Here is a 15,336-nt window from a genome sequence, read left to right as displayed (position 1 = left end):
GACTGACCACCCGGCATACGGTCCCGGTCACGGCACTAGAGGCCCTCCGTGTGGCGCAGGATCTCTTCGGCGAGGCGGCCGTCCAGTGCCCTGGGGAGGGTGTGTCCCATGCCTTCGATCATGACCAGGCGGGCGCCGGGGATGGCCGCGGCGGTGGCCTCGGCATGCGGGGGTGGGAACATCGGGTCCTCGCTGCCGTGCAGCACGAGCGTCGGTGCGGTGACGGAGGTCAGGTCTTCCGTGGACCCTGTGCCGGCGGCCCCGGCGAACGTGTGGTTGAGCGCGGCTCGGAGATCGCGGGCGCGCTCGTACACCCGCCGCTCCATCGCGCGGTACTCGTCCTCGTGGAAAGGCAGCACCGGGCCGTGCAGCACCCGCCACAGCGGCAGGCGGATCGCGAGGTACTCCTCCACGTCCGCGTCGGGCTCGGGAAGGGACGAGACGAGGGCGGCCAGCAACTCGGCTGAGGGCGGCGGGAGTTCGCCGGGGAGTGGAGGAGCTCCGGTCATGGCGCGCTGCACCGCCCCCGGTGTGTCCGTGCCGAGGGGCTGGGACGAGAGGCTCGTCAGGGTCAGCACCCGGTGCGCGTGCGTGACGGCCAGCCGCTGGGCGATGATGCCGCCGAGGGACGCGCCCACCACATGGGCTCGTTCAGTGCCGAACGCATCCAGGACGGCGAGCGCGTCGGAAGCCATATCGGCGACTGTGTACGGCCGGGCGGCGAAGTCGACGGTGGAGGAGCGTCCGGTGTCGCGGTGGTCGTAACGGATGACGCGGCGGCCCCCGTCGACCAGGCGCTCGACGAGTCCGTCGTTCCACTGGATGCCCTGGGCCTGCGCGCCCATCACCAGCAGTACCGCCGGGTGGCCGGGGTCGCCGAAATCCTCCGCCCACAGTTCGACATCGTGTGCGTGGACGGTCCGCTCCCGGTTCGTGCGGCTGTTCATGAGTTCATTTTCCTGCATGGTCGTTCAACATAATGCTTGGAGGTCCGGTACCGCACCGGCTTTTTTGGACCTGAACCGAGAGTTGGACGGTGCCCGCCGGTCCGGGCACCCTGATACCCATGGCCGGAGTCAAGGGACAGGTGCAGAAGCGGGGCGTCGAGCGGCGCCGCGCCATGGTCGACGCCGCGATCGAGCTGTTCGCACGGCAGGGGGTGCGCGGAACCGGAGTGGCGGCGATCGCCGAGCGCGCCGGCGTCACCCCCTCCGCTCTCATCCATCACTTCGGCAGCAAGGACGGACTCGTCCGAGCCGTCCTGGAGGAGGCCGACCGGCGCGCCCTGGAACGGCTCTCCGCCCGGCCGGGCGACGAACCCACCCTGGTCCAGGCGTTCGACTGGTTCCTCCGGGACGCCGAGCACACGGCCGCTGCCGAACGCGAACTGGCAGCCCTGCACACCACCCTCACCGCGGAGAACCTGGAGCCCGGCTCCGTGCTCCACACCTGGTTCCGGGACCGCGGCCGGGCGCTGCGGAGCCACTTGGTCTCGCTGTTCACGCGTGCCGCGGCCGACGGTTCGGCCCGTGCGGACCTGGACCCGGCCGTCCTGGCGGCGGAGGCGGCGGCCTTCATCGAGGGGGCGCACCTGCTGTGGCTGCTGGACCCCGAGCAGGTGAACCTGACCGCCGTGCACCGAAGCTACTTCGATGGTCTGCTCGCCCGGCTCCGTCCATGACCACGTCCGGACTCGGCCACCGACACCGCCGATCCTCCGAGCCCACCTACGTTGGTCGAAGGTCAGTCGACCGCTCGCATCGACCACGGCATGAGGCAGCGCCTGCCGATGACGCACCGCCCAGCCGCCCAGCGGTGGGGGCGCTTGCTGTCAGCGCATCTTGTCGAAGAACTCGCGGACGTCACTGACGAGCAGTTCGGGGGCCTCCATCGCGAGGAAGTGGCCACCGCGCTCGAGTTCGGTCCACCGCACGATGTCGTGGTCGCGTTCGGCCCAGCGGCGGATGGTCACATCGTGGGCGGAGAGCAGCACGGCGGTGGGCACGGTCCCCCGTAGGGCAGCTGCCCAGTCGCCCTGACCGTCGCTCCACCCGGTGTCGTGCGCCGCGCGACCGCATCTGGCCCGGCATGGGCGTCGTCGAACCCGTCGACGACGAGAGCTGCCTCCTGCACTTGGGCGCCGACAACCCCCGTGACCTCGCCTGGATGACCACCTCGGTCGACGCCGATTTCACCCTCGCCGACACGCCCCCCGAACTCGCCGACGCCTTACGCACACACGCCGCCCGCTGCCTGAGCGCCAGACGCAAGGCATGACAGAAGGTGGGCAACCCTCGCGCCGGTGCACGCTGATCGGTTTGCCGAACTGGCGTGCTCTCAGCCCGCTGAATGGCGCAGGGCCAGCGTGGCGCGCCAGTGCGCGGCGACCAACCGAGGCCCCGTTCGCCGCGGTTCTGGACGGTCTCACCGAACCATCTTGAACGACGTTCCTCACGAGCCCAGGTGATCTGAGTCAGTCGAAAAGGGCGACGAGGCCATTCACCCAGATCGCGAGAAACGCAAGGACCGCCACCAGGCAGCCGACGCCCGCCAGCACACCGCCCACCGTCCACGGTTGGGAGGGCGTCTCGTGCTCCCCTTCCAGGACGTCCCGGTCGTCCCAGTCGACAGGGTGCCCCAATTTCTCGGCGCAGGCGGTCCGCACCGCGACCAGCTGCTCCTCCGCGAAAGCGGTGCCGGCCTTCGCCTCGGGACCCTGCCAGGCGAGGGCTTTCATCCGCCACCCTGGAGACCCGTACCGCGCCTCGAAGGCAGCGGTCTCGTCGGCGTTCCGGTCCTCCTCGAGGTACATCCAGCGTCCAGCCTCGGCGGCGTCACCATAGAGGCGGTACACCTCGGCCAGGCGACGGCGGAGCGTCAGGTCGTGCGGGAAGGACGAGATGAGACCGCGCAGGCGCTGGCGCGCGACGGGAATCCGGCCGGCGGCCAGGTCTGCATCGACTCGGGCAAGGGTCTCTCTCAGAGGCATGAACGCATGATCGGGTACCGCACTGACCTACGTCGACCTGATTGCCTGACGGGCGCCTCACTGAAGAGGACCACGGCGTTGCTCATGGCCTCCCTGGGGTGCCTAACCCCTGGACCGCGAACGCGTGTTCATCGCACCCGCCGGTCCTGAGTCATGAAGCCAGGCTTCGTCGGAGCCTGGAAGACCGTCGAAACCGTGCGCAAGACCTACCTGACCGTTTCACAGACCCGGCTCAGCCGTGCGGCAGCACGCGCCCCGGACGGTAGGAGTCACCGGCCGGGGCGCGGGCTGCTCGCCTTCAGGCGGGGCGCGTAACGTCGACCACGTATCCGCGCCGCTTGTCCACCACGTTGCACAGCGGCCGGCCCTCGAGGTGGCGGGCGAAGTTGTCGAGGAACACCTCGACGAGCGCCTCCCGCTCGCTGGTGGTCTCGCCCGCCGTGTGCGGGGAGATCATCACGCCGGGCATGTTCCACAGGGGAGACTCGGCAGGCAGCGGTTCCCGGGCGAACACGTCCAGGGCCGCGCCGGCGAGCCGACCGGCGGCGAGGTGGTCGACCAGCGCCTCCTCGTCGACGAGTCCGCCCCGGCCTACGTTGATCAGCCGCGCCCCCGGCTTCATGGCGGCGAGCACGGGGGCGTCGACCATGTGTCGGGTGTCGTGGGTGAGGGGGGCGGCCAGGACGACGTAGTCCGCTTCCGTCAGGGCGGAGCGCAGGGTCGTCGCACCGTGGACCGTGCCGAAGTCGGGGTCGTCGATGCGGGACTTGCGGCCCGCACCGCTCACCCGCATCCCGACGGCGCGCAACAGCCGGGCGATGGCCCGGCCGATCGGCCCGGTCCCCCAGACCAGCACGGTGCGTCCGGTGATGGCGTCACTGGGGCGCGGACGCCACTCGCGGCGCCGCTGGTGCTCCCACGTGCCGGGGAAGTCCTTGGCGAGGGCGAGGATCAGGCCCAGGACGTACTCGGCGGTCGGCTGCTCGTAGACCCCGCGGGCGTTGGTCAGGATGACCTGCGGATCGTCCACCAGGGCGGGGAAGAGGAAGGAGTCCACGCCCGCGGAGGACGCGTGGACCCAGCGGGGCGCCTTCCGCGGATCATCGGGCCACGCCTCCCGGATGGCCGGGGTGATGGTCACCCAGGCCAGGAGGACGTCGGCGCCGGGGAGGAGGTAGGGCAGTTCCTCCTCGGTGGCGTAGACGGTGTCCGCGAGGCTTTCGATGCGTGCGGCGGCGGGGGGCCGGTTGCCCCGGTAGAGGACGACGAGTCGGTCGCGCATGTCAAGCTCCGACGGGGACGGCCAGGTATTTGTACTCGAGGAACTCGTCGATGCCGACGCGTCCGCCCTCGCGGCCCAGACCGGACTGCTTGACGCCGCCGAAGGGCGCGGCGGGGTTGGAGACCAGTCCGGTGTTGATGCCGATCATGCCGCTTTCGAGACGTTCGGCGACCCGCAGCGCACGGTCGAGGTTCTGCGTGAACAGGTAGGCGGACAGACCGAATTCGGTGTCGTTGGCGGCGGCGACGGCCTCGTCCTCGGCCTCGAAGGTGCGGATCGCGGCGACGGGGCCGAAGATCTCGGTGTCGATGATCGCGGAGTCGGGGGCGATGCCGGTGAGGACGGTGGGCGGATAGAAGCAGCCCGGCCCTTCGGGGAGTTCACCCCCGGTCAGGACGGTGGCGCCGCGCTTGACGGCGTCCCGTACCAGGTCATGCGCCTTGCTGCGGCCGGCCACGTCGATGAGGGGGCCGACGTCCGTGCCGGGGTCGGTGCCGGGCCCGACGGTGAGGGCGGCCATGCGTGCGGCGAGGCGGGAGGCGAACTCCTCGGCGACGGAGGTGTGGACGAAGATGCGGTTGGCCGCGCAGCAGGACTCGCCCATGTTGCGCATCTTGGCGACCATGGTGCCCTCGACGGCCACGTCGAGGTCGGCGTCGTCGAAGACGATGAGGGGGGCGTTGCCGCCCAGTTCCATGGAGGTGCGGATGACGGTGTCTGCGCACTGGGCCAGCAGGATCCGGCCGACATGGGTGGAGCCGGTGAAGGAGAGCTTGCGGATCTTCCCCCAGCCTCCGCCCGGGGGGACCCCCATCTCGCTTCGCTCGCCGCGCAGGAGGGGAGCGACGACGCCGGCGGCGTCGGATGTGGTGACGACGTTCAGCACGCCGGCCGGCAGCCCCGCTTCGGTGAGGATTTCCGCCAGAGCGAGGCTGGACAGGGGCGTCTGGGGCGCGGGTTTGAGGACGATGGTGCAGCCGGCGGCGACGGCGGGGCCGATCTTGCGGGTGCCCATCGCCAGGGGGAAGTTCCAGGGGGTGATGAGCAGGCAGGGGCCGACGGGCTGACGGCTGACCAGCAGGCGGTTCCTGCCGTCGGGGGCGGTCATCATGCCGCCGTCGACACGGACGGCTTCCTCGGAGAACCAGCGGAAGAACTCCGCCGCGTAGGCGACTTCGGCGCGTGCCTCGGCCAGGGGCTTGCCCATCTCCAGGGTCATCAGCAGCGCGAGGTCCTCGGTGCGCGCGATGAGGATGTCGTAGGCGCGGCGCAGGATCTCGCTGCGCACGCGCGGCGGGGTGGCGGCCCAGGCGGCCTGCGCGGCGACCGCCGCCTCGACGGCACGCCGGCCGTCGGCGGGTGAGGCGTCGGCGACCTGGCACAGTTCCTCGCCGGTGGCCGGGTTGTCGACGGACAGGGTCCGGCCGGACTCGGCGTCCTGCCAGCCACCGCCGATGAACAGCTGCTTGGGAACATCACGGACGACAGTCATCGTGGGTATCTCCTTGTGGGTGTAGAAGGGCTGCCGGTCACCGGATGCGGTCCAGCGTCTTGTAGTAGGCGCCCGCGAAGGGCAGGAACCAGGCGGTGCCGTTGTAGAGGGGGATGCGGGGCGGGGCGATGTCGCGGACCGGGCTGACCTCGGGGTGACCGTCCATCACCTCGGCCATGACGTGCCCCATGTGCGTGGCCATCTGTACGCCGTGGCCCGCGTATCCCATGGAGTAATAGACGCCGTTTTCGCTCTGCCCGGCGTGCACGATGCGGTCCATGGCGAAGCCGACGGAGCCGCCCCACACGTACTCGATCTTGGTCCGGGTGAGTTGGGGGAAGATCTCGCACATCTCACGGAACAGGATCTGTCCGCTCTTCTTGTCCGAGGTGGGGTCGGACGGCGCGAAGCGGGCGCGGCCGCCGAACAGCAGCCGGTTGTCCGGAGTGAGCCGGAAGTAGTGGCAGACCTTGTTGGAGTCGACGATGAGGCGGGCCTTGGGGATGATGTCCCGGGCGAGTTCCTCGCCGAGCGGCTCGGTGACGATGATGAAGCTGCCCACGCAGACCTGCCGGCGGCGCAGCCACGGGAAGTTCTTGTCGGTGTAGGCGTCGGTGGCCATCATGACCTGCCCGGCACGGATCACACCGCGTTCGGTGCTGACCTCGAACCGGCCGGCGGCGGTACGCCGCACGCCGATGGCCGCGTTGCGCTCGTGGATCTCCACACCGGTGCGCTCGCACGCCTCGGCCATACCGCGCACGAAGCGGCCGACGTGCAGTCCGGCGCTGAACGGGTCGAGCAAGCCGCCGTGGTAGGCGTCGGAACCGATCTCGGACCGCAACTCGGACTTGCCGATCAGTGTGGTCTCGTGCCCGAAGTACTTGGCCAGGTCGTGCTGTTGGGCCTTCTTGCTCTCGAAGTGCGCGGGACGGGACGCGACGCCCAGGCGCCCGACGCGACGGAACTGACAGTCGATGGACTCCTCGTTCACGAGCCGCTCGACGGTGTCCACGGCCTCGCCGTAGGAGTTGTAGATCTCGCGGGCCCGTTCGAGCCCGTACCGGCGGACGGCCTGGCCCACGCCGATGGTGAAGCCCAGGTTGGCCATGCCGCCGTTACGGGCGGAGGCGCCGGAGCCGACCTGGCCCTTCTCGACGAGAGTGACGCGGGCGCCCTTGCGGGCGGAGTGCAGGGCGGTGGACAGACCCGTCAGGCCGGCGCCGACGACCACCACGTCTGTGTCGTCGGTCAGCGGCTTGCCGGACCGATCGGGAAACGCCCCAGCGGTTTCCATCCAGTAGGGGATCGTCTTCATGTCGCGTCCTTAGCGGGGAGTTTCGAAGGGGGGCGGCCGGGCTGCTTCAGGGGCCCGGCCGACGGCGATGTCGGTTGCGAGGGCGAGGACGCCAGGGCGATGAGGACCGCGCTGACGGCTGTGACGGTCGGGGCGAGGTCGAAACGGCGGGCGTTGGAGACCAGGACCGGCAGGGCGCGGGTGTCACGTTCACCGCAGTCGGTCAGCGTCTCCTCCGGCCTCGCTGCCGGAGCCGCTGCCACCTGTCGGTGCCTCTGCCTACAGCACCCTTTCGAGGAAGGCCTGGGTTCGTTTCTCACGGGGGTTGGCCAGCACTTCGCGGGCGTCGCCGCGCTCGACTGCGATGCCTTCGTCCATGAAGAGCACTTCGTCGGCGACCTCGCGGGCGAAGCCCATCTCGTGGGTGACGAGCAGCATGGTGATTCCGTTGCCGGCGAGGTCGCGCATGACGGCGAGTACTTCACCCACGCGCTCCGGGTCCAGCGCGCTGGTGGGTTCGTCGAACAGCATGATGGTGGGTTCCATCGCCAGCGCGCGGGCGATGGCCACGCGCTGCTGCTGGCCGCCGGAGAGTTGAGCGGGGTACTTGTGGCCACAGCCCTTGAGGCCGACCTTGGCCAGCAGCTCTTGTGCCTGATCCCGGCAGGTGGCGCGATCCTTCTTCTGCACCAGCACCGGTCCGGACATGACATTGCTTTCGGCGGTCATGTTCGGGAACAGGTTGAACTGCTGGAACACCATGCCGATGCGGGCACGCTGCTCGGCCAGCCGCTGCGGGCGGACGGCGTGGTAGGCGTCGTCCTTCTCGACGTAGCCGAAGTCCTCTCCATTGACTCGCAGGACTCCGCGGTCGACGGTCTCCAAACCGTTGACGCACCGCAGCAGTGTCGATTTGCCCGATCCGCTCGGCCCGATGATGCAGGAGATCTCCCCGGCCGCAACGGTCAGGTCGATGTCACGCAGGACCTGGTGACGTCCGAAGCTCTTGCACAGCTTGCGTGCGACGATCGTTCCGTCGGCGTTCACAGCAGGGACTCCCTCGTGGTGGGAACTGGCTGGACCGCCCCCGGCTCGGCCGACGTGGCGGCCGGGGTCAGCCGCGCCCGGGTCGAGCGGGAGAAACGGCGCTCGATCATGGACTGCGGCACGCTCAGCACCAGCGTCATGATCAGGTACCAGAGACTGGCCACGATCAGCAGCGGAATCGTCTGGTAGTTGCGGGCGTAGATCGACTGTGCGCTGTTCAGCAGGTCGGCGACGCCGAGCACGCTCACCAGCGAGGTCTCCTTGAGCATGCCGATCACCTGGTTGCCGGTGGCCGGGATGACCGCCGGCATGGTCTGCGGGATGATCACATGCCGGAGCTTGGTGAACCCCGACATGCCCAAGGACTCCGCCGCCTCGTGCTGGCCGCGACTGACCGAGGCGAACCCGCCGCGGATGATCTCGGACATGTAGGCGGCCTGGTTGAGCGTCAGCCCCACGATGGCCGCGGTCATCGGCGTCATGATGGCGTTCACGTTCACCGGCGTGGAGATGTCGGTGAACGGGATGCCGATCGACAGGTTCGGGTACAGCGCCGCGATGTTGAACCAGAAGACCAGCTGCACGAGCACCGGGGTGCCGCGGAAGAAGGTGATGTAGAGCTGTGCCAGCCCGGAGACGGGGCGCAGGTGTGACATGCGCATCACCGCCAGCACCAGCCCCAGCAGCGTGCCCAGAGCCATGCTCGCCACGGTCAGGAGGAGCGTGATCAGCAGGCCGTTGAGGATGGTCTCAGTGGTGAAGTAGCTGAACACCACCGGCCAGCGATAGTTCTCGTTCGTCACCGCGGTCCACACCAGACCGGCGACGATCGCGATCGCGACGGCCCAGGCGACGTAGTCGCGCGGTCGTTTCGGCGTGATCCGCTTCTTTTCTTCGGCCAGCAGTTGTGACACCGGTCGGCTCCTGGTCTTCGTACCGATCAGATCCGTGGACATGTCAGTCCTGCGGGACGGCCATGGCCGCGGTCTTGATCCCGAGGTCCTCGAGACCCCAGCGGCCCAGCGCCTGGGTGTACTTGGGGCCGTCGATGATCGACTGGATGGCAGCCTTCACCGCGGGGGTCAGCGGCGAGTCCTTCTTCAGCGCGACGGTCGCGGGCTTGGTGGCCACCAGGGGCCTGAGGACGTCGAACGTCTTGGGCTGCTGCCGGGCCGCCCACTCGAGCGAGACGAAGTCGTACATCACCGCGTCGATCCGCTTGGAGACCAGCTGGGTCAGAGCGTCGTTCACGCTGGGCAGGGTCACCGACTTGATGGCCGGCTTGCCCTTGCTCGTACAGTCCTGCTTGGACCGCTGCGGCAGCCACTGGAGCTCCGCGGTGCTGCCGGAGGGGACGGCGACGCGGTGCCCGCACAGCGTGTGGGTGCCCAGCTTCTGCGGGTTGCCGTAAGGGACGGACACTCCGGTCCCGGAGTTGACGTAGTCGACCATGTCGAGCACCTTCAGCCGGTCGCTGGTGGCACCCATGGTGGAGGCGGTGAAGTCGTACCGGTTGGCTTGCAGTCCGGTGATGATGGTGTCGAACTTGACGTTGTTGATCTGGAGTTTCAGGCCGAGCTCGGCAGCGATCAGCCGGGCCATGTCCGGGTTGAACCCGATCGGGGTCTTGTTGTCCGATGCCATGAACGTGGTGGGCGGGTACGACAGGTCCATGGCCACCGAGAGCGTGCCCTTGGCCTTCACCGCTGCGGGCAGCAGCTTCACCGCGTTCTGGTCCGGCGTCACGCCCACCGAGATGTCGTCGGTGTGCTCGGCCGAGGAGCCGGATCCCCCGCCCTGCGTCGTGCCCTTCGCCCCCACGTCCTGCACGGTGCCGGTCGCCCCGCACGCGGCGAGCGCGAGGGCCAGGGCGGTGGTGACGATCGGGATGCTGAGGTGCCTGTTGACCTGCATAGCGGCGGCCACTGCGCCTGCGGTTCGCAGTACGTTTCTGCGGCCTGTCCGGTTGGTTTCCATGGCGGTGCCTCCTGGAGAATGCTGGGATACGGGGAATCCGTGCTGCGGGGACGACGTGCGGATCGGACGGGGGACGGGACCTCATCAGCCGGCGGGCGGACACACGCTGGGCTCATGGGCGGCCACGCGAGACCGGGGGCGTGTCGGGAAGAACGTGCTGGGTGAGCGGACCCGCGTCGGGCGTCAGATGCCCAGCATCTGGTTGAGCTCGTCCAGGGACTTGACGGTCACGTAGTCGTAGCCGTGGGTGACCGGGTCGCAGCCGCGGTCCAGCAGGACGAGGTTGCGAAAGCCCATGTCGTGCATCGGCATCAGGTCGTAGCGGGTGTGCGAGGAGACGTGCACGAAGTCCTCGGGGGACGCGTCGAGCTGGTCGAGCATGTACTCGAACGCGGCGTAGCGGGGCTTGTAGCAGCCGGCCTGCTCCGCGGTGAAGACCGCGTGGAAGTCCGCACCGAGCCGGGGCACGCTCTCGGCGAGGAAGGAGTCGTCGGCGTTGGAGAGGATCACCAGCTTGTACTTCTCGCCCATCTTCTTCAGGGGTTCCGGCACGTCGGCGTGCGGGCCCCAGCTGCGCACGCCGTCGGCGAGCCGCTTGCCCGCGTCCGGGGCCGCCTTGATGCCCCACTTGCGGCAGACCCCCTCGAAGGCGTTCTGCAGCGTCTGCTCGTAGGGGGAGTACTCGCCGCAGATCGAGTCGTAGCGGTAGCCGCGGAACTCCTTGACGAACTGGTCCCAGTGCTCGGCCGGGATCTGGTCGCCGACGAGTTCACGCGTGATGGGGGTCATCGGCCACTCGACCAACGTGCCGTAGCAGTCGAACGAGACGTACTTCGGGCGGAACTGGAACGAGGGAATGGGCATGGAAGTGCTCCGCTTTCTTGCGTCGGGGAACTGGTCAGGGCCGGCGCGGACCCTGTTTAGACATGCTCATGACAGAGATGTCGGGAGTGGGGGGTGACGTCGACGATCGCCGGGACTCAGGCGGCGCCGACTCCTGCCGGAGCGAGGAAGTCGACGGGGTGCTGCGTGGTGCCGTCGAGCGCCAGGTCGGCGGCGATCTCTCCCATCGCGGGCGAGAACTTGAAGCCGCTGCCGGAGAACCCGGCCAAGACGATGATGTCGTCCTCCCCGGGGAGGTGACCGACGAGCGGGTTTCCGGACTCCGTGTAGCCCTCCATGTAGGCCGACATCCGGATGGGGTCGGGGTTCAGGTCGGGCATGAGTCCACCGATGAGCTCGCGGAAGACGCCGAGTTCTTCGGGGCGGACGGTACGGTCGAGCCGTTCGGGCTCGGGCACCGGCGCGTGGTATTTGACGGAGAGACCGAGCTTGACGGAGATGCCGTCGGGCGACGGGATTCCGAAGCAGTCGTGGGGTGCGGCGCGCACGAAGGGAGGGGCCCCGCCCGCGAACCAGTCGTGGCGGGTGGGCAGGTGCCAGGAGCAGATCACCCGCCGGACGTCGATGGTCCGGGGGAGGGCCGGAAGCAGGGTGTTGATCCAGGGGCCCACGGTCACCACGGCGGCGTCCACGTGGTCCGTGCCCAGGTCGGTGACGACCCGCACCCCGCCGCCCGCCGCGGGGACGACCTCGCGCACCGTGGTGTAGCGGTGCAGCCGGGCGCCCAGCTGCTCGGCACGGGCGGCGGCGGCCTGGATCGACGCCTCCGGCCTGATGACGGCGCCCAACCGGTCGAGGACGGCGATGTGTCCCTCCGGGAGCCGGTGCTGCGGATAGCGGCGGGCGAGTTCCTCCCGGTCCAAGACCTCGTGATCCAGCCCATGGGCGGCGCTGGTGGAGCGGAGGAGGCGCATGGACGGTGAGGCGGCCTCTCCCATCACCAGGCTGCCGCTGCGGCGTCGCAGCGGCAGGCCCGTCTCCGCCTGGAGCTGCTCCCACATCCGGTCCGCCAGCCGCAGCAGCGGAACGTACCCGGGCTCGCCGAGGTGGGCGGCTCGGTAGATGCGGCTCTCGCCTCCGGCCGCGCCGCGGTCGTGACCCGGTGCGTACCGGTCGTAGCCGATGACCTCGGCTCCGCGGGCGGCCAGTCGCCACATGGCCTGGCTGCCCATGCTGCCGGCACCGATCACGGCGACACGCTTCGGGACGCGCATGAGGTCGCTCCTCTCGATGGTGGGTGGGTGGCAGTCGGGCCCCAGCCCTGTGCGGACACCGTGCGGACCTTTCCGGTTCGCGTCCTGCTGGGGATGGCGTTCACTTTCCGCCCCGGAGAACCCGCGGGGCAACCCACACTGTGTTCCGCCTTGGAGCCTTCTTGAGACGGTCTGTCACTGCGGACGGCCGCGCTGCACCAATGCCGGCCCCCCTCTTGTCACCATGAGTGGCCGATGCGAAGGTGAGCCCGATTCCCTCGGACGAAAGCACCCCGTATGCCGCCCAGACATCACGCACCCGGGCACTTGCCCACACTGAGGGAGGTACTGCGCCTGCCCGTGCTCGCCGAAGGGATGCCGCGTGTGCTGGCCGGCGAGTCACAGCTGGACGGTCCGGTGCGCTGGGTGCATGTCACCGAGCTGCTCAACCCCGCCGATTTCCTGGAGGGCGGAGAACTGGTGCTGACGACCGGCGTGCCGCATCCCGAGGACGCTTCCGAGCTGCGCGGCTACGTCGACCAACTCGCGGACGTCGGCGCGGCGGGCCTGATCGTGGAGCTCGGCTACCGGTACCAGAAGGTGCCCCACGAGCTGGTGGCGGCGTGCCGTGCCCGTGACGTACCGCTGGTCGAGCTGGCCCGTGGCGTCCGGTTCATCGACGTCACGCAGAGGGTGCACGCGCTCATCCTCGACGCCCAGGGGGCCCTGCTGCGCCGCGGGAGGGACATCCAGGACATCTTCACGGCCCTGACGCTGCGGGGAGCGGACCCCGAGGAACTGGTGCACACCACCGCGGAACTCACCGGAGCCCCCGTGGTGCTGGAGGATCTCACCCACCGGGTCCTGATGTGCGAGCTGCTCGGCCGGCCGTACGAGCCGGTGGTGTCGGCCTGGTCGCGGCGCTCGCGGGCCGCCCCGACGCCGGAGAGGATCACGCCGAGCGGCCCGGAGGGGTGGCTGATCGCGCCGGTGCACGACCATCACGGCCCGTGGGGGCGGTTGGTCCTGCTGGAGGACCGGGCGAGCACCGAGCCCGACCCGGAACACGTCCTGGTGCTGGAGCGCGCGGCGGTCGCGCTGACCATGGCGCGTCTGGCGGGGCAGGCCTGGTGGGAGCGCCGGGGCCACCGCTCCGTACTGCGAGACCTGTACGAACGGCGTTTCCGCTCTCCCGCGGACGCCCGCGCCCGCGCCGAGGCACTGGGACTGCCCACCCTCGGACACCGCCTCTTCGCCGGGGTCATCCGCCACCCGTACACCGGCACCGAGGGGGAACACCTCGACGAACGGATCGCGAAGGCGCTGGCGCACACCGGTATCCGCGCCCTGGTCGGCGAGACGGCTCCGGGCCGCATCGGCGTACTCATGGCGCTGGCACAGGCGAGCGCCTGGCAGCCGGTAGCCGAGCGGATCGGCCGCCTGACCCGGGAGGAGCTCGGACCACGGGCAGTCGTCGCCGTCGGCCCCGGGGTGACCGACCTCGGCGGGATCGCCCGGTCGTGGCAGGAGGCGGAGCAGACGGCCGAGGCCATCACACCGGCCTCCCCGGAGCGGTGGTTCTACGTCCCCGCCGACGTCCGGCTGCCGGAGCTGCTGGGCGTCCTTCGAAAGGACACCCGTCTTCAGCGGTACGCGGAACGGCAACTGACCCGCCTCATCGAGCACGACGGCCGCAACGGCGGCGATCTGCTCCCGGCACTGCGGGCCTATCTGGCGGCGGCCGGGAACAAGTCGGTCGCGGCGAAACGCGCCGGCATGTCCCGGCAGGCGTACTACCAGCGCCTGCACACCATCGAGCGGCTCCTCGGCTGCGACCTGGAATCAGGCCTGGAGCGTACGTCCCTGCACGTCGCGGTGCTGGTCCTGGACGCGGGAGAAGCACCGTCCGTTCCCGGCGCGTGACGGACACGCCGGCCGGCACGCGCACCGCCGCACGGCGACCGGTCCCCCCCCGGGGGGAGTCGGTCGCCGCACGGCGGTGCGCGGTGCCCTGGGAAGCCGGCTCAGAGCAGCTCGAGCAGCTTGTCGGTGAACTCCGCGGTGGTCGCGGTTCCGCCCAGGTCACGGGTGCGGGTATCGGTCTTGGCCAGGACCGAGGCGATCGCGTCCGTGATGTCCCTGGCCGCGGCAGGATGGCCGAGGTGGTCGAGCATCATGGCCGCGGACCAGATCGCACCCAGCGGGTTGGCGATGCCCTGGCCCGCGATGTCGGGCGCGGAGCCGTGCACCGGCTCGAACATCGAGGGGAAGTCCCGCTCGGGGTTGAGGTTGGCCGCCGGGGCGATGCCGATGGATCCGGCGACCGCGGCCGCGAGGTCGCTGAGGATGTCGCCGAAGAGGTTGGAGGCGACGACGACGTCGAAGCGGGCGGGATCGAGGACGAACTTGGCCGCCAGCGCGTCGATGTGCTCCTGGTCCCAGGCGACCCCGGGGTGTTCGGCGGCCCGCTCGGCGATCAGCTCGTCCCAGAACGGCATGGTGTGGATGATGCCGTTGGACTTGGTGGCGGAGGTGAGCTTCCCCCGGCGGCCGGCGGCGAGCGAGAACGCGTAGTCGGCGATCCGGGTGACCCCGGCCCGGGTGAACACCGCCTCCTGGACGGCCAGTTCCTCGGACGTGCCCTGGTTCAGCCGTCCGCCGATCTCGCTGTACTCGCCCTCGGCGTTCTCCCGCACGACGAGGATGTCGACCTCGCCCGGCCGTGCGCCGCGCACCGGACTGTCGATGCCTTCGAAGACACGGATGGGCCGGAGGTTGACGTACTGGCGGAAGCTGCGCCGGATCGGGATCAGCAGCCCCCACAGCGAGACATGGTCGGGCACCCCCGGGTACCCCACCGCCCCCAGCAGGATCGCGTCCTTGTCGCGCAGCTGGTCGATCCCGTCGGCGGGCATCATGGCGCCCTCCCGCAGGTACCGCTCGCACGACCAGTCGTCGTACGACGTGTAGGACAGGCCGAAGCCGTGGCGGCGGCCGAGAACATCGAGCACTTGCTGTGCCGGTGGCAGCACCTCGGCGCCGATGCCGTCGCCGGGGATCAGGGCAATGCGGTGGTTCGTCGTCATGCCGTCGATTGCAGCAAGGCGGTCCGCGGGCCGTCCAAGACGCAAAGCGGATCTGCCTCATAAGCAGTCC

The 15,336-nt window shown here is 69.8% G+C and carries 16 protein-coding genes; 3 read left to right on the top strand and 13 right to left on the bottom strand.

The features are described 5' to 3' along the window. Positions 1 to 35: 35 nt before the first annotated feature. Positions 36 to 947, bottom strand: a complete 912-nt coding sequence (locus ACIRS4_RS00320; protein WP_404187754.1) for an alpha/beta fold hydrolase — start codon at positions 945 to 947, stop codon at positions 36 to 38. Between the two features lie 119 nt (positions 948 to 1,066). Here ACIRS4_RS00320 and ACIRS4_RS00315 point away from each other — a divergent pair, with 119 nt between their 5' ends. Continuing rightward, positions 1,067 to 1,681: a TetR/AcrR family transcriptional regulator gene (locus ACIRS4_RS00315; protein ID WP_404187751.1), complete on the top strand. Its 615-nt coding sequence runs from the start codon at positions 1,067 to 1,069 to the stop codon at positions 1,679 to 1,681. A 150-nt stretch (positions 1,682 to 1,831) separates the two neighbouring features. Here the strand turns inward: ACIRS4_RS00315 and ACIRS4_RS00310 are convergent, their stop codons facing one another. Further along, positions 1,832 to 2,005, bottom strand: coding sequence for an alpha/beta fold hydrolase (locus tag ACIRS4_RS00310; RefSeq protein ID WP_404187748.1), 174 nt, complete (start codon positions 2,003 to 2,005; stop codon positions 1,832 to 1,834). An 83-nt stretch (positions 2,006 to 2,088) separates the two neighbouring features. Here ACIRS4_RS00310 and ACIRS4_RS00305 point away from each other — a divergent pair, with 83 nt between their 5' ends. Continuing rightward, a complete protein-coding gene (locus ACIRS4_RS00305) occupies positions 2,089 to 2,277 on the top strand; it encodes a hypothetical protein (RefSeq protein ID WP_404187745.1) in 189 nt (62 codons plus the stop codon). A gap of 196 nt (positions 2,278 to 2,473) precedes the next feature. On the opposite strand, the gene ACIRS4_RS00300 is transcribed toward ACIRS4_RS00305, so the two are convergent. The 10 genes from ACIRS4_RS00300 to solA all read right to left on the bottom strand — a co-directional run bounded on the left by ACIRS4_RS00300 (position 2,474) and on the right by solA (position 12,201). After that, the gene (locus ACIRS4_RS00300) at positions 2,474 to 2,989 is read right to left on the bottom strand and encodes a DUF6584 family protein (RefSeq protein ID WP_404187742.1); all 516 of its coding nucleotides are present in this window, start codon (positions 2,987 to 2,989) and stop codon (positions 2,474 to 2,476) included. Between the two features lie 298 nt (positions 2,990 to 3,287). Beyond that, the gene (locus tag ACIRS4_RS00295) at positions 3,288 to 4,271 is read right to left on the bottom strand and encodes a D-2-hydroxyacid dehydrogenase (RefSeq protein WP_404187739.1); all 984 of its coding nucleotides are present in this window, start codon (positions 4,269 to 4,271) and stop codon (positions 3,288 to 3,290) included. A gap of 1 nt (position 4,272) precedes the next feature. Next, positions 4,273 to 5,763, bottom strand: a complete 1,491-nt coding sequence (locus ACIRS4_RS00290) for an NAD-dependent succinate-semialdehyde dehydrogenase (protein ID WP_404187737.1) — start codon at positions 5,761 to 5,763, stop codon at positions 4,273 to 4,275. A 37-nt stretch (positions 5,764 to 5,800) separates the two neighbouring features. Further along, complete coding sequence (locus ACIRS4_RS00285; RefSeq protein ID WP_404187734.1) at positions 5,801 to 7,081, bottom strand: NAD(P)/FAD-dependent oxidoreductase; 1,281 nt, start codon at positions 7,079 to 7,081, stop codon at positions 5,801 to 5,803. Further along, on the bottom strand, positions 7,078 to 7,323 hold the full coding sequence (locus tag ACIRS4_RS00280; RefSeq protein ID WP_404187732.1) for a hypothetical protein: 246 nt from the start codon (positions 7,321 to 7,323) through the stop codon (positions 7,078 to 7,080). The genes ACIRS4_RS00285 and ACIRS4_RS00280 overlap by 4 nt, the downstream gene beginning before the upstream one ends. A gap of 16 nt (positions 7,324 to 7,339) precedes the next feature. Next, entirely contained in the window at positions 7,340 to 8,107 is a 768-nt protein-coding gene (locus ACIRS4_RS00275) for an amino acid ABC transporter ATP-binding protein (RefSeq protein WP_404187729.1), read from the bottom strand. Then, positions 8,104 to 9,063, bottom strand: a complete 960-nt coding sequence (locus tag ACIRS4_RS00270) for an amino acid ABC transporter permease (RefSeq protein WP_404187727.1) — start codon at positions 9,061 to 9,063, stop codon at positions 8,104 to 8,106. The genes ACIRS4_RS00275 and ACIRS4_RS00270 overlap by 4 nt, the downstream gene beginning before the upstream one ends. 1 nt (position 9,064) lies before the next feature. Continuing rightward, a complete protein-coding gene (locus ACIRS4_RS00265; protein ID WP_404187725.1) occupies positions 9,065 to 10,021 on the bottom strand; it encodes an ABC transporter substrate-binding protein in 957 nt (318 codons plus the stop codon). Between the two features lie 246 nt (positions 10,022 to 10,267). Next, entirely contained in the window at positions 10,268 to 10,948 is a 681-nt protein-coding gene (locus ACIRS4_RS00260) for a haloacid dehalogenase type II (protein ID WP_404187722.1), read from the bottom strand. A gap of 116 nt (positions 10,949 to 11,064) precedes the next feature. Continuing rightward, entirely contained in the window at positions 11,065 to 12,201 is a 1,137-nt protein-coding gene (solA, locus tag ACIRS4_RS00255) for an N-methyl-L-tryptophan oxidase (protein WP_404187720.1), read from the bottom strand. A 276-nt stretch (positions 12,202 to 12,477) separates the two neighbouring features. On the opposite strand from solA, the gene ACIRS4_RS00250 reads away from it, so the two are divergent. Then, positions 12,478 to 14,103 carry a PucR family transcriptional regulator gene (locus tag ACIRS4_RS00250; RefSeq protein ID WP_404187717.1) on the top strand — a complete coding sequence of 542 codons (1,626 nt, stop codon included), beginning with the start codon at positions 12,478 to 12,480 and terminating at the stop codon, positions 14,101 to 14,103. 101 nt (positions 14,104 to 14,204) lie between these two features. Here the strand turns inward: ACIRS4_RS00250 and ACIRS4_RS00245 are convergent, their stop codons facing one another. Then, positions 14,205 to 15,266, bottom strand: coding sequence for a tartrate dehydrogenase (locus ACIRS4_RS00245; RefSeq protein WP_404187714.1), 1,062 nt, complete (start codon positions 15,264 to 15,266; stop codon positions 14,205 to 14,207). Between the last annotated feature and the right edge of the window lie 70 nt (positions 15,267 to 15,336).

Origin of the sequence: Streptomyces sp. NPDC101166 (assembly GCF_044768125.1) — a bacterium.
In the GTDB taxonomy this organism is placed as follows: Bacteria; Actinomycetota; Actinomycetes; order Streptomycetales; family Streptomycetaceae; genus Streptomyces.
The sequence above is the reverse complement of the archived record's forward strand: the minus strand, read 5'-3'. Positions and strand labels throughout refer to the sequence as shown.

Bases quoted from the DNA above. Each gene is read 5' to 3' on its own strand.
- solA (WP_404187720.1), bottom strand. From the start codon at position 12,201: ATGCGCGTCCCGAAGCGTGTCGCCGTGATCGGTGCCGGCAGCATGGGC.
- ACIRS4_RS00300 (WP_404187742.1), bottom strand. From the start codon at position 2,989: ATGCCTCTGAGAGAGACCCTTGCCCGAGTCGATGCAGACCTGGCCGCC.
- ACIRS4_RS00245 (WP_404187714.1), bottom strand. From the start codon at position 15,266: ATGACGACGAACCACCGCATTGCCCTGATCCCCGGCGACGGCATCGGC.
- ACIRS4_RS00260 (WP_404187722.1), bottom strand. From the start codon at position 10,948: ATGCCCATTCCCTCGTTCCAGTTCCGCCCGAAGTACGTCTCGTTCGAC.
- ACIRS4_RS00315 (WP_404187751.1), top strand. From the start codon at position 1,067: ATGGCCGGAGTCAAGGGACAGGTGCAGAAGCGGGGCGTCGAGCGGCGC.
- ACIRS4_RS00320 (WP_404187754.1), bottom strand. From the start codon at position 947: ATGAACAGCCGCACGAACCGGGAGCGGACCGTCCACGCACACGATGTC.
- ACIRS4_RS00285 (WP_404187734.1), bottom strand. From the start codon at position 7,081: ATGAAGACGATCCCCTACTGGATGGAAACCGCTGGGGCGTTTCCCGAT.
- ACIRS4_RS00270 (WP_404187727.1), bottom strand. From the start codon at position 9,063: ATGTCCACGGATCTGATCGGTACGAAGACCAGGAGCCGACCGGTGTCA.
- ACIRS4_RS00305 (WP_404187745.1), top strand. From the start codon at position 2,089: ATGGGCGTCGTCGAACCCGTCGACGACGAGAGCTGCCTCCTGCACTTG.
- ACIRS4_RS00265 (WP_404187725.1), bottom strand. From the start codon at position 10,021: ATGCAGGTCAACAGGCACCTCAGCATCCCGATCGTCACCACCGCCCTG.
- ACIRS4_RS00295 (WP_404187739.1), bottom strand. From the start codon at position 4,271: ATGCGCGACCGACTCGTCGTCCTCTACCGGGGCAACCGGCCCCCCGCC.
- ACIRS4_RS00250 (WP_404187717.1), top strand. From the start codon at position 12,478: ATGCCGCCCAGACATCACGCACCCGGGCACTTGCCCACACTGAGGGAG.
- ACIRS4_RS00290 (WP_404187737.1), bottom strand. From the start codon at position 5,763: ATGACTGTCGTCCGTGATGTTCCCAAGCAGCTGTTCATCGGCGGTGGC.